Origin of the sequence: Amycolatopsis sp. lyj-109, assembly GCF_046548995.1 — a bacterium.
Lineage (GTDB): Bacteria > Actinomycetota > Actinomycetes > Mycobacteriales > Pseudonocardiaceae > Amycolatopsis.
Map to the genome: position 1 here is coordinate 13,809 of NZ_JAJPWR010000044.1, position 18,525 is coordinate 32,333.

At 72.2% G+C, this 18,525-nt stretch carries 19 protein-coding genes; 7 read left to right on the forward strand and 12 right to left on the reverse strand.

The features are described from left to right. Positions 1 to 23: 23 nt before the first annotated feature. Complete coding sequence (locus ACLJQF_RS47025) at positions 24 to 2,321, reverse strand: ATP-binding protein (RefSeq protein WP_410617047.1); 2,298 nt, start codon at positions 2,319 to 2,321, stop codon at positions 24 to 26. Between the two features lie 323 nt (positions 2,322 to 2,644). Between ACLJQF_RS47025 and ACLJQF_RS47030 the strand changes: the two genes are divergently transcribed. Together ACLJQF_RS47030 and ACLJQF_RS47035 are read left to right on the forward strand one after the other, a co-directional pair. Beyond that, a complete protein-coding gene (locus ACLJQF_RS47030) occupies positions 2,645 to 3,859 on the forward strand; it encodes an MFS transporter (protein WP_410617049.1) in 1,215 nt (404 codons plus the stop codon). 240 nt (positions 3,860 to 4,099) lie between these two features. Continuing rightward, positions 4,100 to 5,362: a diguanylate cyclase domain-containing protein gene (locus tag ACLJQF_RS47035; protein WP_410617050.1), complete on the forward strand. Its 1,263-nt coding sequence runs from the start codon at positions 4,100 to 4,102 to the stop codon at positions 5,360 to 5,362. 36 nt (positions 5,363 to 5,398) lie between these two features. Here ACLJQF_RS47035 and ACLJQF_RS47040 read toward each other — a convergent pair whose 3' ends face one another. After that, positions 5,399 to 6,394 carry a LacI family DNA-binding transcriptional regulator gene (locus tag ACLJQF_RS47040; RefSeq protein WP_410617051.1) on the reverse strand — a complete coding sequence of 332 codons (996 nt, stop codon included), beginning with the start codon at positions 6,392 to 6,394 and terminating at the stop codon, positions 5,399 to 5,401. A 93-nt stretch (positions 6,395 to 6,487) separates the two neighbouring features. On the opposite strand from ACLJQF_RS47040, the gene ACLJQF_RS47045 reads away from it, so the two are divergent. Together ACLJQF_RS47045 and ACLJQF_RS47050 are read left to right on the forward strand one after the other, a co-directional pair. After that, positions 6,488 to 7,330 (forward strand): phytanoyl-CoA dioxygenase family protein, encoded by an 843-nt coding sequence (locus ACLJQF_RS47045; RefSeq protein WP_410617053.1) that lies wholly within the window; start codon positions 6,488 to 6,490, stop codon positions 7,328 to 7,330. 35 nt (positions 7,331 to 7,365) lie between these two features. Further along, on the forward strand, positions 7,366 to 7,506 hold the full coding sequence (locus ACLJQF_RS47050) for a hypothetical protein (protein ID WP_410617055.1): 141 nt from the start codon (positions 7,366 to 7,368) through the stop codon (positions 7,504 to 7,506). A 48-nt stretch (positions 7,507 to 7,554) separates the two neighbouring features. On the opposite strand, the gene ACLJQF_RS47055 is transcribed toward ACLJQF_RS47050, so the two are convergent. The 3 genes from ACLJQF_RS47055 to ACLJQF_RS47065 form a co-directional block, all read right to left on the reverse strand. Then, the gene (locus ACLJQF_RS47055) at positions 7,555 to 7,677 is read right to left on the reverse strand and encodes a hypothetical protein (RefSeq protein ID WP_410617056.1); all 123 of its coding nucleotides are present in this window, start codon (positions 7,675 to 7,677) and stop codon (positions 7,555 to 7,557) included. A gap of 99 nt (positions 7,678 to 7,776) precedes the next feature. Further along, positions 7,777 to 8,121 (reverse strand): nucleotide disphospho-sugar-binding domain-containing protein, encoded by a 345-nt coding sequence (locus ACLJQF_RS47060; RefSeq protein WP_410617057.1) that lies wholly within the window; start codon positions 8,119 to 8,121, stop codon positions 7,777 to 7,779. 238 nt (positions 8,122 to 8,359) lie between these two features. Next, positions 8,360 to 8,728 (reverse strand): hypothetical protein, encoded by a 369-nt coding sequence (locus ACLJQF_RS47065; RefSeq protein WP_410617058.1) that lies wholly within the window; start codon positions 8,726 to 8,728, stop codon positions 8,360 to 8,362. A gap of 199 nt (positions 8,729 to 8,927) precedes the next feature. Between ACLJQF_RS47065 and ACLJQF_RS47070 the strand changes: the two genes are divergently transcribed. Next, positions 8,928 to 9,680 carry a ZIP family metal transporter gene (locus tag ACLJQF_RS47070; protein ID WP_410617059.1) on the forward strand — a complete coding sequence of 251 codons (753 nt, stop codon included), beginning with the start codon at positions 8,928 to 8,930 and terminating at the stop codon, positions 9,678 to 9,680. Here ACLJQF_RS47070 and ACLJQF_RS47075 read toward each other — a convergent pair. Beyond that, on the reverse strand, positions 9,661 to 9,978 hold the full coding sequence (locus ACLJQF_RS47075; RefSeq protein WP_410617060.1) for a hypothetical protein: 318 nt from the start codon (positions 9,976 to 9,978) through the stop codon (positions 9,661 to 9,663). The genes ACLJQF_RS47070 and ACLJQF_RS47075 overlap by 20 nt on opposite strands. A gap of 93 nt (positions 9,979 to 10,071) precedes the next feature. Between ACLJQF_RS47075 and ACLJQF_RS47080 the strand changes: the two genes are divergently transcribed. After that, entirely contained in the window at positions 10,072 to 10,701 is a 630-nt protein-coding gene (locus ACLJQF_RS47080) for a TetR/AcrR family transcriptional regulator (RefSeq protein WP_410617061.1), read from the forward strand. A 9-nt stretch (positions 10,702 to 10,710) separates the two neighbouring features. Here the strand turns inward: ACLJQF_RS47080 and ACLJQF_RS47085 are convergent, their stop codons facing one another. The 5 genes from ACLJQF_RS47085 to ACLJQF_RS47105 all read right to left on the reverse strand — a co-directional run bounded on the left by ACLJQF_RS47085 (position 10,711) and on the right by ACLJQF_RS47105 (position 14,446). Continuing rightward, entirely contained in the window at positions 10,711 to 11,592 is an 882-nt protein-coding gene (locus ACLJQF_RS47085; RefSeq protein WP_410617063.1) for a S1 family peptidase, read from the reverse strand. Between the two features lie 67 nt (positions 11,593 to 11,659). Beyond that, on the reverse strand, positions 11,660 to 12,301 hold the full coding sequence (locus ACLJQF_RS47090; RefSeq protein ID WP_410617065.1) for a TetR/AcrR family transcriptional regulator: 642 nt from the start codon (positions 12,299 to 12,301) through the stop codon (positions 11,660 to 11,662). Between the two features lie 87 nt (positions 12,302 to 12,388). Next, complete coding sequence (locus tag ACLJQF_RS47095; RefSeq protein ID WP_410617067.1) at positions 12,389 to 13,267, reverse strand: CU044_5270 family protein; 879 nt, start codon at positions 13,265 to 13,267, stop codon at positions 12,389 to 12,391. After that, complete coding sequence (locus ACLJQF_RS47100) at positions 13,260 to 13,850, reverse strand: RNA polymerase sigma factor (protein ID WP_410617069.1); 591 nt, start codon at positions 13,848 to 13,850, stop codon at positions 13,260 to 13,262. Before ACLJQF_RS47100 ends, ACLJQF_RS47095 begins: the two co-directional genes overlap by 8 nt. A gap of 101 nt (positions 13,851 to 13,951) precedes the next feature. Then, positions 13,952 to 14,446 (reverse strand): MarR family winged helix-turn-helix transcriptional regulator, encoded by a 495-nt coding sequence (locus ACLJQF_RS47105; protein ID WP_410617070.1) that lies wholly within the window; start codon positions 14,444 to 14,446, stop codon positions 13,952 to 13,954. Between the two features lie 78 nt (positions 14,447 to 14,524). Between ACLJQF_RS47105 and ACLJQF_RS47110 the strand changes: the two genes are divergently transcribed. Beyond that, positions 14,525 to 15,139 carry a GTP cyclohydrolase II gene (locus tag ACLJQF_RS47110; protein ID WP_410617072.1) on the forward strand — a complete coding sequence of 205 codons (615 nt, stop codon included), beginning with the start codon at positions 14,525 to 14,527 and terminating at the stop codon, positions 15,137 to 15,139. 210 nt (positions 15,140 to 15,349) lie between these two features. Here the strand turns inward: ACLJQF_RS47110 and ACLJQF_RS47115 are convergent, their stop codons facing one another. Then, a complete protein-coding gene (locus tag ACLJQF_RS47115; protein ID WP_410617074.1) occupies positions 15,350 to 18,490 on the reverse strand; it encodes a family 43 glycosylhydrolase in 3,141 nt (1,046 codons plus the stop codon). Between the last annotated feature and the right edge of the window lie 35 nt (positions 18,491 to 18,525).

Below are 18,525 nucleotides of genomic sequence, written 5' to 3' on the forward strand. Positions count from 1 at the left end.
GACCGGGGAAACTACCCGGACGGCTACGCGGGTTGCCGGGGCTGGCCCGCGAGCCACGAAGCGACCTGGGTGCGCGAGGTGAGGCCGAGCTTCACCAGGATGTTCTCGACGTGGCCTTCCACGGTCCGTCCGCTGAGGACCAGGGCGGCCGCGATCTCCTTGTTGGTCATCCCGCGCGCCACCAGCTCGGCGATCTCGCGCTGCCGCCGGGTCAGCCCGCCGGGTTCGGCCGCCTTGCCCGCCACGCGCGTGGCCGGCCGCTCCCGCAGCGCGTACCGGACGACCTCGTCGATACCGGAGCCGGCGGCCTCGGCGAACGCCGTGTCGAAGACGTCGTCCCCGAGCGCCTTGCGGGCCAGGGCGGCGCACTGCTCGTCGACACCCTGGTACGGGCTCATTTCGCCGACGCGGGCGCCGCTGAGCCGCCAGACCGCGCCGGCGCCGCCGAGCAGCCGGGCCACTCGCTCGTGCTCGCCTTCGGCGGAGTGGCACCACGCGAGCGCCTCGAGGAGGAACGCGAGCAGCGTCCGGTCGGGCAGCCGTAGGGCGACGGCCTCGTGCAGCAGGTCCGCGGCCTGCCGGGGCTCGCCGGTGCGCCAGCGGTGGATCGCGACGGCCCACAACGCGTAGCCGCGGGACCAGCGGGCTTCGTGCCGCTCGGTGAGGGCGAGCGCCTCCTCCGCGGCGGCCATGCCCCGCGGATCGCCGAGGAAGAAGCGCGCGGCGGCGAGCAGGATCAGCGTGTCGAACACCAGCAGCGCGTCCCCGGCGCTGCGGTACCCGGCCAGCGCCCGCTCCAGCAGCTCGGCCCCGCCGGTCAGGTCGCCGGTGAAGAACGTGGCCATGCCGGCGCATTCCGCGTGGCCGGCCCGGAGCCGTTCGTCGGCGAACTCGTCGGCGAGTTCGGCCAGCTCCGCCAGCAGTTCCGCGTGCGGCGCGCCGGTCTGGATCGCCAGGAACGCCATCGCGTACAACCCCCGGGCCCGGACCAGGGTGCGCTCGCCGCACAGTTCGAGGCCGCGCCGCAGGTAGCCGCAGCCCTCCGGGACGAGGCCGCCGCCGTACCAGAAGTTCCACAGCGAAGCCGCGATGTCGAGCGCCTGGCTCGCCTCCCCGGGACCGGACAGGCAGTGTTCCAGCACGGCCCGGAGGTTGGCGTGCTCGCGGCGGAGCCGGCCGAGCCACTCCGACTGCCGCGGGCCGAACCCCTCGGTCCGGTAGCGCCGCGCGAGGTCCGCGTAGTACCCGGCTTGCCGGGCCCGGACGCCGGCCTCGCCGCCGCCGGTGGCCAGCCGGGCGCCGCCGTAGTCACGGACGGTCTCCAGCATCCGGTACCAGGCGCGCCGCCCGAACGTGCCGTTCTGGCGGCTGAGGACCGATTTGTCCACCAAGCCGGTCACGACGTCCAGTGCGTTGCCGCTGCCGTCGTCCGCGGGCGCGCAGACGTGCTCGGCGGCGTCGAGGTCGAACCCGCCGGGGAACACCGACGCCAGCGCCCACAGCCGCTGTTCCGCGGGCGTGCACAGCTCGAAGCTCCAGTCGATCGCCGCTTCCAGGGTCCGGCGGCGGGGCGGCACGGCGGCCGGGCGCGAAGTGAGCAGGCCGAGCCGGTCGTCGAGCCGCTCGAGGACCTGGTCGACCGACAGCACGCGCACGCGGACCGCGGCCAGTTCGATGGCCAGCGGGATGCCTTCGAGCCGGCGGCAGATCCGGCTCACCGTCGCGCGGTTGTCCGGGGTGAGCTCGAAGCCGGGGGAGACGGCCGCCGCGCGATCGGCGAACAGCGTGACCGCTTCGACCGGGCCACCGCCGGTGTTCCCGGCGCGGGGGACGGGCAGTGGCTCGACGTGCAGGAGGTGCTCGCCCTCCCCGTGCAGCGTGTGCCGGCTGGTGGCGAGGACCCGGAGCCCGCCGGAGACCGCGAGCAGTTTCGCGATCAGCGTCGCGCACTCGTCGGCGACGTGCTCGCAGTTGTCCAGCACCAGGAGCAGCTGCTTGTCTTCGAGGTACTCGGCGAGCCCGGCGGCCTGGTCGCTGGTGCCGCGCAGGCCGAACGCCGTCGCCACGGTGTTCGGCACCAGGTGCGGATCACCCACGTCGGCCAGCTCGACCAGCCACACGCCGTCCGGGAACGCCCGGCGCACGTCGGCGGCGGCCCGCAGGGCCAGCCGCGTCTTGCCGACGCCGCCGGCGCCGGTCAGCGTGACCAGCCGGGCCGTGGCGAGCAGGCGTTTCGCTTCCCCGAGCTCGTGGCGCCGGCCGACGAAGCTGGTCAGCTCGGCCGGCAGGTTGCCGACGTTTCGGCGGGAGCGGGCACCCATGCGCAGAGTCTAGGTCCGCGGCCCCGTGTCGTCCGTGTGATCACGCGTGATGCCCCGCCAATCACGCGTGATGCCCGCTCAATCACACATGAAGCCCGTTCCCGCCCATCGAGCCGTGTGCGGAAGGAGGCATCTCGCGTGATCAGGGAGGCATCACGCGTGATTGAAGGGTCGACACGCGTGATTGAAGGGGCATCACCCGTGCCAGGCGGCGAGAGTCCCCATCGGCCCCGGCCTGACCGTCGGCGATGGTGGCCGGCCTCCGCACGCGCTACCGTGAGCCTCTTGGGCAACGCTCTGCGTGACAATGCCTGGGGGTGGGGATGGGCGCGACGCGGTCCGCGTTCGCGGTTCGCGGCTTCCGCCTGCTCTGGCTGGCCGGCCTGCTGTCGGTCGCCGGGGACCAGCTCGCCCGGGTCGCCTTGTCGATACTCGTCTTCCAGCGCACCGGTTCCGCCGCGCTGAGCGCCGCGACCTACGCCCTGTCGATGCTGCCCGCCCTCGTGTCCGGCGCGCTGCTGTCGTGGCTCGCCGACCGGTACCCGCGCCGCCGCGTGATGGTCGCCTGCGACGTGCTCCGGGCGGCGCTGGTCGCCGTGATGGCCGTGCCCACGGTGCCGTTGCCGCTGATGGCCGCGCTGCTCGTGCTCGTGCAGCTGGCCGAAGCCCCGTTCTCGGCCGCCCAAGGCGCCGTCCTGCCCGAGCTGCTGGGCGCTCGTTACGAGGCGGGGCAATCGGTCCAGCAGGTCACCACGCAGCTGTGCCTGGTACTCGGGTTCGCCGCGGCCGCCTTCGTGGTCACCGGCGTCGGTGCGCACCCCGCCCTGGCCGTCGACGCCGCCACCTTCGCCGCGTCCGCCCTGCTCATCCGCGCCGGCCTCGGCCCGCACCCGCCACCCGCGGCCACGGAAGGCGAGGCGACGTGGTTGCGCCGGCTCGCCGCCGGTGCGGTGGCCGTGGGCAAGGACCGCACCCTCGGCACGCTGGTCTGGCTGGGCTGGCTGGCGTTGTTCACCGTCGTCCCGGAAGGGCTCGCGGTCCCGTTCGCCCACCAGGCCGGGGTGGGCGCCGAATGGATCGGGGTGCTGCTCGCCGCGGAACCGGCCGGGGCGGTCGCCGGCGCGCTGCTGCTGCGGCGGGTCGCCCGGCCGGTGCGGGTGCGCGCCCTCGGCGTCTTGGCGGTCGGGACGTCCGCGCCGCTCGTGGCCTTCTGGGGCCGGCCGACGCTCGGCATGGCGCTGGCGTTGCTGTTCCTGTCGGGGCTCTGCTCGGCCTACCAGGTCACCGCGGGCGCGACGTTCGTCCAGCTGTCCCCGCCGCGGGTGCGCGGGCGGACCCTCGGGTTCGCGCGGACCGGCATGATCGCCGGGCAGGGGCTAGGGATCGTGGCCGGGGGCGTCCTCGCCCAGCTGGTCGGGCCGGCGGCGGCGATCGCCTGGGCGGGGACCGCGGGAGCGCTGGTCGCGCTCGCCGCGGCCGCGGCGTGGGCGCGCCGCCGCCCCAACGTCGTTTCGGCCGCGCTCCCGGCCGAGGCCTGAGGGTTCACCAGCCTTTGTCGCTCATCGCGGGCTCCTTCCCGGTGGCAGGGGAGTGGGTCTGCGGTTCACCAGCCCTTGTCGCTCATCGGCTCGCCTTTCCGTGCGGTTCGTCCGGTCCCGGATACCCGGAATGGTCTCAGCCGCCCGGTCGGGTCGCGATGGCGGGAATTGCCTGACATCCGGCCGGGACGCGACTACCCTGGGCAGTCGGGGGATCACCGGCGCGGGGGAGGCGCTGCGATGGGGGAAAACGTGGTCACCGGCGGGGGCTGGTCGCCGTCGGGCTGGAAACTGTGGTCGTTGCCGGGGCGGGTGCGGTTCCTCGTCCTGGGCGTGGACCTGCTGGCGGTCGTTGTGTTCGCGCTCGCGGCCCGCGCGGCACCGACACCGGGACAATGGGTGACGGCGGGCTGGCTCGCGGCGGCGGCCTTGCCGCACCTGCACGCTTCGCACCTCATCGAACGGCGGCGCCGCGACCGCTCGGGCACGCCGTACGTCGACCTCTGCAGTGTCTGGATCTTCGCCGGGGCGATCGCCGTGCCCCTGGTGCTCGAACTGGCGCTGGTGGCGGTGATCTACGCCCACCGCTGGGCGCTGGTCAACCGGTTCGACGCGGTCCGGCCGCCGCACCGCACCGTCTTCACCGCCGCCACGCTCGCACTGGCCGCGGCCGCCGCGGCCGCCGTGCTGCGCTCGAGCGGCGTCCAGGAGCACCTCGCCGCCGGCGCGCGGCCCGGCTGGGCCGACCTGGTCGTCGTGGTCGCCGCCGCCGCGATCCAGTGGGCGGTCAACACCGGGCTCGTCGGCACGGCCATCGCCTGGACGGTCACCGTCGACCACCCCCGCCGGCTGCTGGGCAGCGCCTCGGACAACCTGCTGGAGGTCAGCCAGCTGGCGCTCGGGGTGTTCGTCGCGCTCGCGCTGCTGTGGTGGCCGCCCGCCGCGTTGCTGATGATCATCCCGACTTTCGCGCTGCACCAGTGCGTCCAGCTCGACCAGCTCAAACTGGCCGCCCGCACCGACCAGCGCACAGGGCTGCTCAACGCGATCGCCTGGCACGAGCAGGCCGAGCACGTGCTCGAACGCACCCGTGGCCGGATCGGGGTCCTGATGATCGACCTCGACTGGTTCAAGCGCATCAACGACACCCACGGCCACCCGGTCGGCGACGACGTCCTCGCCGAGGTGGCCACCGTGCTCACCCGGGCCGTCCGCCGCGGGGACACGGTCGGCCGGTACGGCGGCGAGGAGTTCGCCGTCGTGCTGCCCGACGTCGACGAAGCCGAGGTCCGCACGATCGCCGAGCGGATCCGCCTCCGGATCCGGGCGCTGCGCATCACCGCGCCGACGGGGGAGCCGGTGACGCTGTCGGCGACGATCGGTGCGGCGCTGCACCCGCCGGAGCCGGGCGCCGGTCTCGACGAGATGATCCGGGCGGCCGACGACGCGCTGTACGCGGGCAAGAAGGCCGGCCGCGACCGGGTGGCGGTCGCCGGCTGGTGAAGCCGGTCGGGTGCCGGCGCGGTGGCGCCCGCACGCTCAGCTCGTCTCGCGCACTTCCAGGTGGTGCGGCGCGACGATCGACCTCGGGGGTTCCGGGTCGGCCGCCTGCCGCGCCAGGCGGTCGAGGGCGAGTTCGGCGATGCGGTCCTTGTCCGGCGACACGGTCGTGAGGGCCGGCACGCTGAAGCGGCCGTCCTCGATGTCGTCGAACCCCACCAGGGCCAGGGATTCCGGAACCCGGACACCGCGATCGGCGGCGGCCCGCAATGCACCGAGGGCCAGTTCGTCGGTGAAGCAGAAGACCGCGTCGGGCGGCTGGGCCAGGTCGAGCAGGCGCAGCATCGCCTGGTGGCCGTCGGCCCGGTGCAGGCGCCGCACCGGCACCTCCAGCGCCGGCTCGGCCGCCAGGCCCGCCTCGGCCAGTGCCTGCCGGTAGCCGGCGAGACGTTGCCGCGCGGTGGCGTTCAGCGAGCGCGGCTGGATGCCCAGTGCCGCGACGCGGCGGCGGCCCGAAGCCAGCAAGTGCCGGGTGGCCTCGTGCGCGGCGACGACGTTGTCGATGGCGACGTGGTCGACGCCGGCGGTGCCGTCGTGCTCGCCGAGCAGCACCAGCGGGACGGTGTCGGTGCGCGCGGCCAGCTCCGCGGGCGCCACCGCCCACGGGCTGAACAGGACGCCGTCGACGAGCTGGCTGCGCCGGCCGTGCAGCAGTTCCTTCTCGCGCTCGGCGTCGCCGTCGGTCTGGTCGATGAGCACGGTCATGCCGCGGGTGCCGGCGATCCGGACCGTCCGCGCGGCGAGCTCGGCGAAGTACGGCGAGTCGATCTCCGGGATGACCAGCGCCACCAGCCCGGTCCGGCCGCGCCGCAGGGTGCGGGCGGCCAGGTTGGGCCGGTAGCCGAGCGCGTCGATGCTCGCCTGCACGCGTTCCCGGGTCGCCGGGGCCACGTACCGGAACCCGTTGACCACGTTGGACACCGTGCGCACCGAGACGCCGGCGTGCTCGGCCACGTCACGCAGTTTCGGGTTCACCGGCGCAGCGTACCTCTTGCAACGTGGCATGCCACGTTGCAAACTCGTAGTCACCACTCAGCTGCCACGCCGTCGTGCCCCCAAGGAGGCCGGATGACCGCGCACCAGACCGTCCCCGCTCCACTGGCCGCCGCCGAACTCACGGCGCTGACCGAACGCCTGGACGCCGATGGCATCATCGGCCTGCCCCGTGCGTTCCCCCGCGAGTGGGTCCGGCAGCTCGGCGAAGACATCGACACGGCGTTCGCCGAGGCCCGCGCCCGGCCGGACGGCGCCGTCGGCCGCGGCCCGAACCGCTTCTACACCGAAATCCACCCGGAGCAGCTGCGCGGGTTCACCGACCTCGTCACCCACCCGTGGATCACCGCCGTCGCCGAGGCGGTGCTGGGGCCGGCGTACCGGATCGTCGAGGTGGGTTTCGACGTCCCGCTCGCCGGCGCGGTCGACCAGCCGTGGCACCGGGACTTCCCGATGCCTCCCGAAACCGCCCGCGAGCGGCGGCTGACGTCGCTGGCGGTGAACGTGACCGCCGTCGACACCGAGCCGGACATGGGGCCGTTCGAGATCGCGCCCGGCACGCACTGGGACGACGGCGGCGCGTTCGAGCACGGCATGTTCCCGCCGCGCGAGGCATATCCGCGCTACCGGGAACTCGCGACGCGCAAGTTTCCGCAGAGGGGTGACATCTCGATCCGGTCGGCCCTGACGGTCCACCGCGGCACCGCGAACCACTCGGCGAAGGCGCGCCCGGTCCTGGTGCTGGGCCTCGACGCGCCGGGCGCGGGCAACGACGAACGCCACGACACGGCGGTGACCCGGCAATTCTGGTCTTCGCTGCCGGAATCCGTGCGCGCGCACCTGGACTGCCCGGTCGTCGACGTCCTGCGGCCGATCACCCAGAAGCACACCATCGAAGGTCTCGTGATGGGAGCTTGATGTTTGGTGCTCCCGCACCCGGGCACCTGATGGCCATGGCTGAAGCGGGAATCACCGAAATGACGGGCCGGGCCGGCGTCGTCGCGGCGCTCCGCCGCGTACTGCTCGCCTTCGGGGTCGGCGGTGCGCTGGCGTGCCTCGCCTGGATGGCGTTGTGGCTGGCCATGCGCGTCTGAGACGGCAGGCTCCGGCCACGCGGGTCGCGCTGTGGCCGGAGCCCGGTTTCACTGGCAGGCTTCGCAGTCCGGGTCGTCGATGCGGCAGGCGGCGCCGTCGGCGAGCGGGAAGTCGAAGTCCTCCAGCTCGGGCACGGCGACGGACTCTTCCGGAGTGGTGGTGGCGGACATGGCCCTCCCTTGTGGACGAACGGTCTCTCCTGTGTGTAGCGCCGAAGATCGCCGCGCATTCCGTGACGCGCGCCACACCGTGGTCACCCTTCGAGGAGCTCAGTCTCGAGGTGCCGGACGAAGTCGGTGATCGGCGGCAGCACAGCGGAACTCGAGTGCGGCCGAGCGGAAGGCCGGCTCGCCGAGGACGCGCTCCACAGCGGCGGCCAGTCCGTCCGCCGTCAGTCCCACGGCGTCGACCGGCACCCCGGCGCCGAGTTCCTCGATGCGCCGGGCGTTGGCCGGCTGGTCGGCGAACAGCGGCACCGCCACCATCGGAACCCCCGCCGACAGGGCTTCGCGCACACTGCTGAAGCCCGCGTGCGTCACGAAGACGTCGCTCGCGGCGAGCAATGCGGTTGCGGCACGAAGCCTGGTGTGGCCGCGGTGTCTTGAATGAGTCATTCAGGGCTTCGGAGGATGCTGTTGGCGAATTCGGGTTCGTGCCCACCGGAGCGGCCAACTCGCCGACCGGAGCGGCCAACTCACCGGCTGCAACGGCCAACACGCCGGAGAACCCGGGCGAGTTGGCCGGTCCGGGTGGCGAGTTGGCCGGTCCGGGCGATCCGCTCGCCACCGGAGCGGCCTCAGCGCACCCGCTCGAATTCGCCAACAGCATCTTCGGAGGTCCTGAATGACTCATTCAAGACGTTGGCTGAGCTGCGCTGCCGGGTGAGCGAGCCACCGCGACTTTGCCGGGGCCCTGCCTTGGCGGCCGGTGGGCCGCCTTGCCCATCCGGGCCTCCACGCACGCGGCCTGGTTGGTGCCCGACTGCGTGTTCCACTCGACCCGCAGCTTCCCGCGCCAGCCGCTCGCCGGGCTGGTGTACGAACAGTGCTTGGACACCGGGCCCCACTTCGCCACCGCACCGGTGGCCGTGCCGGAGCACAGGGCGGACGTGCCGAGCGTGCCGGCTCCGGCCGGTGCGGCCGTCAGGGTCGCCAGCGCGACGGCCGTCCCGACGACGGCGGCCGTACGGCCGCGGGCCTGCTTGCTGGTCTTGGTGCGCATCGGAATATCCGTTTCCTTTCTCGACGACCGGCGGTTCGGTGCCGGTGTCGTCGGAGCCTGACAGCGCGCCGGGAGACGGGACAAGGAGGCGAATGTCTGCTCAATGTCTTCGCACATCAGGACATTGTTTTGTGTCCGCGACGGTCGTCCTGGGTAGTCCTTCCCCAGACGATCACGATCCGGCGGAAGGTGGCATTTCGTGCCGCAATGGGTGGAGGCGGGGCTCTGGGGTCTTGTCGGCGGGGCGGCGCTCGTACTCGGCGCCGCCGTCGCGTGGTGGGTGCGCGTGTCGAGGCGGGTCGTGGCCGGGATCATGGCCTTCGGGGCCGGGGTGCTGATCTCGGCGCTCGCCTTCGACCTCGTCGACGACGCCCAGAAGTCCGGCGGGCTCTGGCCGACCGCGGGCGGCTTCCTCGGCGGCGCCGCCGGCTACGTCCTGATCAACGTCCTGCTCGCCCGGCGGGGTGCCCGGCACCGCAAGCGGTCCGGCGGGCAGCAACCGTCCGAACAGGACACCGCGGGGAGCGGGGCCGCCATCGCCATCGGCGCCCTGCTCGACGGGATCCCGGAATCCGTCGTACTCGGCGTGTCCCTGCTCGGGGGTGGCGGTATCGGCGTCACCGTGCTTGCCGCCGTGTTCATCTCGAACGTCCCCGAAGGACTGTCCAGCGCCGCCGGCATGAAGACCGCCGGCCGCAGTGCGCGGTACGTCTTCGGCGTCTGGAGCGGCATCGCGGTCGCCAGCGGGGCCGCGGCCCTCGCCGGCAACCTGCTGCTGCGGACGGCGTCCCCCGCGACCATCGCGGCGATCACGGCCGTGGCCGCGGGGGCGATCCTCGCCATGATCGCCGACACCATGATCCCCGAGGCGTTCGAACGCACCGAGCTCTACACCGGGCTGCTCGCCACCCTCGGGTTCCTGACCGCGTTCGTCATCGGGCACGCCGGCTGACCGCGACCGCGACCACGACGCCCGCCGTCGTGAACAACGCGGTGGCCACCGGACTCAGGAACTTCGACAGGCTCGGCGCACTGCTCGGTCCGGCCAACCAGGTCGTCAGCGCGGCGGCGTAGACCGCGGCGAGGCCGGCGGCCCACCAGCGGTGCGTCCGCCGGCGCCGGGAACCGATCAGCACGACGGCGATGGGCACGCCGGACAGCAGGGCGAACTGGCCGGCCACCATGACCGGGACGGCCCAGGCCGCGATGAGCACGGCCTTCGAGGTGCGGGGCGGGGCGATGACAGTCATCGTGGCTCCTTGGTTAGTGCCTGTCGGGATGGTTAGAACCTATAACCAAGTCGACGCGAGTGTCAATAAGAAAAGTGATAACCTCTAACGGTGATGAGTGAGAGCCCTCGAGAGCGTTATCGAGCCCAGGTGCGCGAGGAGATCAAGCGCCACGCGTGGGAGCAGATCGCCGCGGCCGGCGTGCCCGCGCTGTCGCTCAACGCGATCGCCAAGCAGGTGGGCATGAGCGGCCCCGCGTTGTACCGGTACTTCGCGAGCCGCGACGAGCTGATCACCGCGCTCATCCGGGACGCCTACCGCAGCCTCGCCGACACCGTCCGCGCGGCCCGCGACACCGGTCTTCCGGGGCTGGCGAGCACCATCCGCGACTGGGCGCGCAGCGACCCCCAGCGGTACTTCCTCATCTACGGCACGCCGGTGCCCGGCTACCACGCGCCCGGCGACACCACCGCGATCTCGTCCGAGGTCATGGCGGTGCTGATCGACGTCTGCGCCGAAGAGGCGGGCGACGAGCCACCCACGCCGTTCGGCACCCACCTCGAGACCCACCGCGAGTGGGCGGAGGGCCACCCGGCACCGGCCGCCGCCCTGCACCGCGCGCTGTCCTTCTGGACCCGCCTGCACGGGGTGCTCTCACTCGAGCTCGCCGGCCACTTCGCCGGCATGAAGTTCGACCCGGACCTGCTGATCACCGAGGAGCTGGCCGCCCTGCGGCCGCGGTGACCGCCGGGGTCAGCCCGTCTGCTCGCGGATCCAGTCCGCCACGACGTCCACCCGGGCGATCGTCTCGGCCCCGGGCTGCGGGCACGGCGGCCCGGTGTTGACGATGGCCACCAGCGTCCCGGTGCGGTCGTCGTCGGAGACGAAGAACGGGCCGCCCGAGTCCTCGGGGCACGGGCCGTTTTCGACCGTGCGCCTGCCGACCGGCTGGGCTTCCAGGGTCGCCTGGCCGATGCCCGACACCGTGAAGCGGCCGCGTTTGAGGTGATCGGACGGGCCGAGCACGGTCGCCGAGAGCGAACCCCAGCCCGCGAACTGGAGCTGCCTGCCGATCGACGGCCGGGTCGTGGCCAGCTTCACCGGGACGATGTCCTCGATCGGGCCGGCGAGCTTGGCCACGGCGAGGTCGTTGACCGGCGACTGCCGGACGTCGACGACCTCGCTCGTGTACCCGCCGGGGTCGCTGTCCTTCAGCCGTCCGACGGTGACGGTCATGGTGTACGGCGGCCGCCCGCCGATCCGGGTGTCCTTGACGTCGTGGAAGCAGTGCCCGGCGGTGACGATCCACTGCGGCGCGACCAGGGACCCGCTGCAGGCGCCGCTGCGCACCCCACCGCCCAGGACGGGGATGTCGTCGGACGTCAGTTTCGCGTTGAACGGCAGGACCGGGTTCGGCGCCGGGCGGGTCGACGTGACCACCGGCTCCCGCGCGGGTGGGGGTGCGACGGCCGCCGTGTCGGGCAGGCTGTTCCCGCCGGCCGCGGCGGCCAGGATGGGGCCGCCGACCGTCGCCCCGCTCAGGGCGTGGGCGAACGCGAGGCCGGCGCCGCTCAGCACCGCGACCGCCACTGCTCGTGCCCGGAACTGCCGTCGTCGATCCGAAGAGGTCCTCACACCTCTAATGCACGGGTGGGAGCCCGGAATGGTTGCGAATACCGGGCAGCAGTTGCATTCGCGCCGGTCAGCCGCGTCGGCGCCGGCCCGGCTGCGGCGCCGCGATCGCCGGCCACAGCACCGAGACGACCGCTTCGGGGATTTCGTCCCGGCTCTCGCCCCGGTGGAAGGCGGCGAAGTAGCTGCCGAAACACAGTGTCGCGATGGTGTGCTTGTCGATGCCCCCGGAGACCGCGCCGCGTTCCTGCAGCCGGGACAGCACGTCCTCGACCAGCGTGACCCGCGGTTCGACGGCGTGCTCCCGCAGGATCCCGAGCAGTTCGGGGGTGCGGATCGCCTCGCCGGCGAAGTTGCCCATGAGCACCATGGCGTCCGGGTTGAAGTAAGCCGGATCGAGCCGCCGGACGGCTTCGGTGAACGCCTCCCGCGGTGCCATTTCGGTCAGGTCGACGGTGTAGGAGTCGCGCTGCTTGCGGAAGCCGTAGTCGAGCGCGTCGACGACGAGCTCGAACTTCGTGCGCCACCGCCGGTACAGCGTCGGGCGGCTGACCTTGGCATCGGCCGCGATGTCGCCGATGGTCATGAGGGAATACCCGTCGCGGACGAGGCGCTCGCGCGTGGCCAGGATGATCGCCTCGTCGAGCGCGGCGTCGCGGGGCCGCCCGCCGGGCCGCGGCGTGTCCGGGTTCGGCTCGCGTGCTGACGCCATGGGGGAAGTCTAGTCGATCCGTTACGCTGCATGGTCGTAACGGACGGCTCGCCGGGACCCGGGGCGGGTCCCGGCGAGCCGGGCAGGTCAGGGACGCTGCCCCACCTCGTCGACGTAGGTCTTCACCGTCACCGCACTGTCGGTCGTGCCCAGGAACTGGTACGTGGTGGCGTCGAAGACCATCACGATCGGCTTCGCATTCGGGCTCGAGCCGGGGGGCACCGGGAACGTGATCCCGACGCCCGGGCGGCCGGCACCGTCGGTGACGTGGTCCAGGGCCGTCAGGCCCGGCACCTTCGCCGCCGCCTCGAACAGGGCCGCGTAGGACGCCGGCTGGAGGACCTGCTCGTCGACGAGACCCCACACGTCCTTGCCCATCGCCGTGGGGTTGTCCTTCTGTGTGCCGGGCTGGGAGTTCAGGTAGGCCAGCATCGCGTCGGCGGTCGTCGGCAGGTCCGTCCGGTAGACCGGCTTCGGCGTGCAGTCCTCGAGCATCCCTTCCTTGCGCGGGTCGTTCGTGCCGTAATTCGGCGCCTTGCCGTTGCGGCAGCCACCGATCTTGGTGGTGCCGATCAGGCCGTCGCGGGTGCCGTCGACCGAAAACCAGACCTCGCGGAAGTGGTGATCCGCCTGCTCCGTCTTCACGTACAGGAACTGGTCGGGGCGGGGCGGCTTGGCCGGCTCCTTCAGTGCGCTGCTCGCCGCCGCGGTCAGCACCTTGACCGGGTCGGCGTGTGCCACGGAGGGCCCGACACCGACCTGTTCGGTGGGGGCCAGCGCCACGACGGCGGTGATCGCCGCGGCCAGGCCGACCGAGCCACCGGCGATCCAGAGCCAGCGGCGCGGCCGGGACCGGCGTTCGCCGCGGGCGGCGGCCAGCAGCCGCTCGCGGGCCGGGGTGAGGTGCTCCGCCGGCGCGAAGCCGGTGGTTTCCGCGCGGTTGCGGATCAGGTCCAGTTCATCCATGACCCGAGGTCTCCTTCACGAGGTCGAAGGCGCCGAGCTCGGCGCGGACGCGGCCGCGAGCCCGGCTGAGCCGCGATTTGACGGTGCCGACGGGAATGTCGAGCGCTTGGGCGACTTCCTGGTAGGCCAGGCCTTCCGCGGCGACGAGCAGCAGGACGTCCCGTTCACGGGGCCGCAGGGCGGCCAGGGCCCGGTCGAGCCGGGCGCCGAGGGCCTGCGCGCTGACCTGGTCGGCGACCCGGTCGGCGTGCCCTTCCTCGGCGGCCGGCGGTCCGACGGCCAGCCGGAGCTTCAGCTCCCGCGTTTCCGCCCGCCGTTGCCGCGAGATGAGGTTCGTGGCGATGCCGTAGAGCCACGGCCGGGCGTCGGACCGGGCCGGATCGAACTTCGCGCGTTTGTCGAAGGCGATCAGGAACGTGTCCGCCAGGACGTCGTCGGCGGTCGTCGGACCGAGGCGTCGGGCCAGGTAGCGGTGGATGTGGCGCGAGTGGCGGTCGAAGATGACCGCGAACAGGCTCGGCTCATGCCGCGATCGCGCGATCACGCTCGCGTCGTCGTCGGAATCGGGGTCTTCCGGGGTCATCGCCCGCCTTTCGATCCAGCCAGTGTCATGGGCTGTTCTCAGGGGGCGCGGGTCGGGTTCCGGAATCAGCGCCGATCAGCGCGGAAAGTGACGCGAGTCACTCAGGGGCAGCCGTCGGCGCTGTCACCGGTGCTGTCGCCGACCGCGAGCATGCGGCGGTTCGCCTCGCCGAGGCCGTCGGCCAGCGCGTGCAGCTGGTCCGGCGTGAGGACGTCGATCAGCAGCTCGCGGACCAGTGCGACGTGCCCGGGCGCGGCCTCCTCCAGCAGAGTGATGCCCTCGTCGGTGAGCACGGCGTAGACGGCCCGGGGATCGCTCTCGCACGCGCGGCGGCGCACCAGGCCGGCCCGCTCCAGCTGGCTGATCTGGTAGGTCAGCCCGCTCTTGGAGTTCGACACCGCGCAGGCGAGCTCGGCCATCCGCAGTTCGCGATCCGGGGCGCCGCTGAGCCGGGCGAGGATCACGTACTGGAGGTGGGAGATGCCGGAGTCCTGCTTGAGCTGCTGGTCCAGCCGCCGGTTGAGCAGCTCGTAAGTGCCGAGGAACGCGTTCCAGGCGCGCTTCTCTTCGGCGTTCAGCCACCGTGGACGACCCATGTCACAACGGTACCTGTTGTTCAAATTCGAACTCAAGAGGTACGGTGCGATCAAGGTTCAAATTTGAACGGAGTCGCCATGATCCCCGTCGCCACCGTCCGCACCCGCGTCCGGGTCCCGCTGCGCTTCGCCGACGGTTACTCGGCCTCGGCCGAAGTCGTCACCTTCGACGGGCTGACCGACGGTGCCGAGCACCTCGCCCTGGTGTTCGGCGACCCGGCCCGGCCGCTGGTGCGCCTGCACTCGGAGTGCCTGACCGGCGACGTGTTCGGCTCCGCCCGCTGCGACTGCGGGCCGCAGCTGCGCGAGGCCGTGGAACGGATCGACGGCGCCGGCGGCGTCCTGCTCTACCTGCGTCAGGAGGGCCGGGGCATCGGGCTGTACGCCAAACTGGACGCCTACGCCCTGCAGGACGCGGGGCTCGACACCTACCAGGCGAACACCGCGCTGGGCCTGCCCGAGGACGCCCGCGACTACACCGCCGCGGCCCAGATGCTCGCCGCGCTGGGCATCACCGAGGTGGACCTGCTCACCAACAACCCCGACAAGGTCCGGCAGCTGCGCGACCGGGGCGTCACCGTCGCCGGGACAGTGCCCACCGGTGTGCACGCGACCCCGGACAACCTGCGGTACCTCGACGCGAAGGTCCGGCACACGAACCACACGCTGGCCCTGCCCGAACTGGCCGGGTGACGCCGGACGAGCTGGTCAGCGCCGGGAAGCCACCGTCGCCAGCTGCTCGGTGAGCTCCGCCAGCAGCTCGGCGGCCGCGTCACCGAGCGCAGCCAGATCGGCCCTGGTGATCTCCGTCTCACCGCATCGGGTGGCGCAGTTGCAAAGTTCGTGAAGGCCACCTTGAGGAAGTTTAAGTTCCTCAAGGTGGCCTTCACGAACATCAGCGGCTCAGCTGGCCCGGATCGCCCCGCAGTGCCACGGGATCCGCTGCGGCCGCACGCTTTCCAGCGTCGGGACGACCGGGGCGATCGTGCCGTCGCGGCGGAACGTCAGCTTGTCGATCGTCGTCTCGCGGTGGGTGCCGTCGCCGCCCGGGATGCCGAAGCGGTGGTAGGCGAGGTACCAGTCGTCGGTGCCCGGGACCTGCAGCATCGAGCTGTGCCCGGTGCCGAGGACGCCGAGGTGGGCGTCCTTGCTCAGGATCAGGCCGCGGTTGGTGAACGGCCCGGTGGGGCTCGGCGCCGTGGCGTAGCCGACGCGGTAGTCCGGGCTGCGGGTGTCGTCGATGGACCAGCTGAGGTAGTACGTGCCCTTCCGCTCCACCATGAACAGCCCCTCGCGGAAGTCGGTCAGGCCGGCCAGCCGGGTGATCTTCGCCGGGTCGTAGGACACCATGTCGTCGTTCAGCGGGACGACGTAGGCGTTGCCGTTGCCCCAGTACAGGTACGGCTGTCCGGTGTGGTCGATGAACACCGCCGGGTCGATGGCCTGGCCGCCGTCGGGGTTCTTCGCGATCAGCGGCTTGCCCGAGTCGACGAACGGGCCGGTCGGGGAGTCGCTCACCGCGACACCGATCTTGGCCTCGGCGCAGAAGTAGAAGTAGTACTTCCCATTGCGCTTCGCGATCGTCGGCGCCCAGGCGTTCTTGTCCGCCCAGCTGACGTCCTTGCCCAGGTCGAGGATGACCCCCTCGTCCTTCCAGTCGACGAGGTTCTTCGACGACCACGCCGAGAACTTCGTCCCGCTCCAGCCGTCGAAGCCGTCGGTGGTCGGGTACAGGTAGTAGGTGTCGCCGAACGCGACGATGTTCGGGTCGGCGTTGTAGCCGGGCAGGACCGGGCTGCGCACCTCGTGCGCCTCGACCGTCCACTCGCGACGATCGCCGCCCGCACCGGTGACGGTGAACTTCCTCGGCGAGCTGAGGTTCACCGGCTTCCCGTTGTCCGGCTTGATGGTCGCGCCCGGCGCCAGGCCGAACTTCGGTTCGAGCCGGCGCAGGTCGGTGCCCGGCTTGACCGGCAGCACGACCGTCCCGACGCCCGCGTCGATGACGGCCGGCGTCTTGAGCGCGTCGAGCTGCACCGAGCGGATCGCGGTGCTGTTCGACGGGAGCGCGGCGACGTCGAGCCCGGACAGCGCCCGGTTGTAGAGCCGCACGTCCTTCATCTTGCCGGTGAAGGTCTTGTCGCCCGCGTACACCGAGCGGCCGAGGTAGTTCGCCGCCGTGACGCCGCCGCCGAGGTCCGACGGCTTGATCGTGGCGTTCGCGTTGCGGGCGACCTCGACGCCGTCCAGGTAGAGCACCTCGACGCCGTTGCCGACGGTGAGCGTCACGTTCTTCCACACCCCGCGCGGCAGCCCGCCGGCTCCGGCCGCCTGCTCGGTGGTCCAGTTGCCGGTGGCGATGGCGCCGCGGAACCCGCCGCTCGCGGTGCCGCCGGTGGTGAAGAGGTAGCCGTTGCCGGTGCCGTCCTTGGCCGTGTTGCCCAGGCCCCACAGGAAGTACGGCGTCTGCTGGTTCGGATCGACCAGGACGTCGGCCGACACGGTCGCCGCGGCGGCCCCGGTGAGCAGGTTGTTCGGCAGCTGGACGTGGCCGTTCTTGCCGCCGAAGGCCAGCGCGCCGCCGGCCCAGGAGACGTCACCGGCGAGGGCGCCGTCGTAGCCGTGCCCGGTGGTGTCGGTCGCGACCGTGCCCGACTTCGCGTCGAGCGGCCAGTGCGCGACGAGGCCCTTCGCGTCGGCCTGCACCGGTGCCGGGGGCAGGCTGAGCCGGTTCATTTCGGCCTGGGTGACCGGCAGGACGGTGCCGTGCCGCGGTGACGCGGGCAGGTGCGCGCCGGTCGACATCGTCCACTTGCCCGAGTTGAGGTCGGTGGTCTCGAACGGGACGTAGCCGCGGCCGCCGAACTCGTCGATGAACAGGTACCACTTGTTCTCGGTGTTGGACTTGAACCCGGTCGGACCCTCACCCGCGGACAGGCCGGGGCTGGTCGCGGTGGCCTTGCCGATGCAGTCGGCGACGAAGCCGTAGTGCGGGTCGAGCAGGTCGGTGGCCTTCTCCTCGGTGATGAACTTGCTGCACGGCGTCGAGGAGGTGTTGTTGCGCTCGTCCTTGGTGAACCGGTAGTAGGTGTCCTGGTTCTTGATGACCGTCGAGTCGATCACCGAGTAGCCCGGGTCGATCCACACCTGCGGCGCGCTGAAGGTGTGGAAGTCGCGCGTGGTCGCGTACATCATCCGGTTGTAGCTGTCGCCGAGGTGGTTCGGGTCGTTCTCTGCATAGAGCTTCGAGGCCCAGTAGACGACGTACGTGCCGCGCTTGGCGTCCCAGAAGGCCTCCGGCGCCCACGTGTTGCCCGCGGTTGGCGGCGACACCTGGACGCTGCGCTGGCGCGACCAGTGCGCCAGGTCGGTGGACTCCCAGACCATGATCGACCGGCTGCCGGTGCGCTGGGCGGCGTCCCAGCCGCGCCCGGCGTAGATCCGCAGGTCGGTGGCCAGCAGGTAGAACTTGTCGCCGTCGGGGGAGCGCAGGATGAACGGGTCGCGCACGCCCAGTTCGCCGAGGCTGGACTTGAGCACCGGCTGGCCGTTGTTGAGCTCGGCCCAGTTCAGCGGGTCGTTGCCCTTGCTGAGCGCCGAGTAGATCTGCTCGCCGTTGGAGGTGCCCTCGCCGGTGAAGTAGAAGAAGCTGTAGCCGGCCAGGGGTTGCGGGGCGGGCTTGGGGACCACGGTGGCGGTGAACCGCCGTGTGGTGCTTTCGCGGCCGAGGCTCACCTTCGCGGTCAGGACGACCTTCGCGGGAGCCGCGCCGGCCGGCGGCCGGGTGACCTCACCGGTCGGGGTGATCACCGACGGCGCGGACGACGTCCAGGCGACGTTCGTACCGTCCGGGCCGCTCGCCGGCAGCGTCAGGTTGCCGCGGACGTCGTCGATGTCGGGTACGGACAGCGTGCTCGCGGCGGCGCGGACGCCGGTACCGCTGTCGGCGGCCGGCGTCGCACCGGCGCCGGCGCTGCCGAGGGGGACGAGTGCGGCCGCGACGGCCAGCACGACGCCGAAACGGCGCGGGGAGAACAACTTCATCGTTGTCGGTTCCTTCGGGGCACGTCGGGGACCAG

Bases quoted from the DNA above. Each gene is read 5' to 3' on its own strand.
- ACLJQF_RS47045 (WP_410617053.1), top strand. From the start codon at position 6,488: ATGACCGCGCACCAGACCGTCCCCGCTCCACTGGCCGCCGCCGAACTC.
- ACLJQF_RS47030 (WP_410617049.1), top strand. From the start codon at position 2,645: ATGGGCGCGACGCGGTCCGCGTTCGCGGTTCGCGGCTTCCGCCTGCTC.
- ACLJQF_RS47100 (WP_410617069.1), bottom strand. From the start codon at position 13,850: ATGACCCCGGAAGACCCCGATTCCGACGACGACGCGAGCGTGATCGCG.
- ACLJQF_RS47050 (WP_410617055.1), top strand. From the start codon at position 7,366: ATGGCTGAAGCGGGAATCACCGAAATGACGGGCCGGGCCGGCGTCGTC.
- ACLJQF_RS47105 (WP_410617070.1), bottom strand. From the start codon at position 14,446: ATGGGTCGTCCACGGTGGCTGAACGCCGAAGAGAAGCGCGCCTGGAAC.
- ACLJQF_RS47095 (WP_410617067.1), bottom strand. From the start codon at position 13,267: ATGGATGAACTGGACCTGATCCGCAACCGCGCGGAAACCACCGGCTTC.
- ACLJQF_RS47060 (WP_410617057.1), bottom strand. From the start codon at position 8,121: ATGACTCATTCAAGACACCGCGGCCACACCAGGCTTCGTGCCGCAACC.
- ACLJQF_RS47090 (WP_410617065.1), bottom strand. From the start codon at position 12,301: ATGGCGTCAGCACGCGAGCCGAACCCGGACACGCCGCGGCCCGGCGGG.
- ACLJQF_RS47065 (WP_410617058.1), bottom strand. From the start codon at position 8,728: ATGCGCACCAAGACCAGCAAGCAGGCCCGCGGCCGTACGGCCGCCGTC.
- ACLJQF_RS47080 (WP_410617061.1), top strand. From the start codon at position 10,072: ATGAGTGAGAGCCCTCGAGAGCGTTATCGAGCCCAGGTGCGCGAGGAG.
- ACLJQF_RS47055 (WP_410617056.1), bottom strand. From the start codon at position 7,677: ATGTCCGCCACCACCACTCCGGAAGAGTCCGTCGCCGTGCCCGAGCTG.
- ACLJQF_RS47035 (WP_410617050.1), top strand. From the start codon at position 4,100: ATGGGGGAAAACGTGGTCACCGGCGGGGGCTGGTCGCCGTCGGGCTGG.
- ACLJQF_RS47075 (WP_410617060.1), bottom strand. From the start codon at position 9,978: ATGACTGTCATCGCCCCGCCCCGCACCTCGAAGGCCGTGCTCATCGCG.
- ACLJQF_RS47115 (WP_410617074.1), bottom strand. From the start codon at position 18,490: ATGAAGTTGTTCTCCCCGCGCCGTTTCGGCGTCGTGCTGGCCGTCGCG.
- ACLJQF_RS47025 (WP_410617047.1), bottom strand. From the start codon at position 2,321: ATGGGTGCCCGCTCCCGCCGAAACGTCGGCAACCTGCCGGCCGAGCTG.
- ACLJQF_RS47110 (WP_410617072.1), top strand. From the start codon at position 14,525: ATGATCCCCGTCGCCACCGTCCGCACCCGCGTCCGGGTCCCGCTGCGC.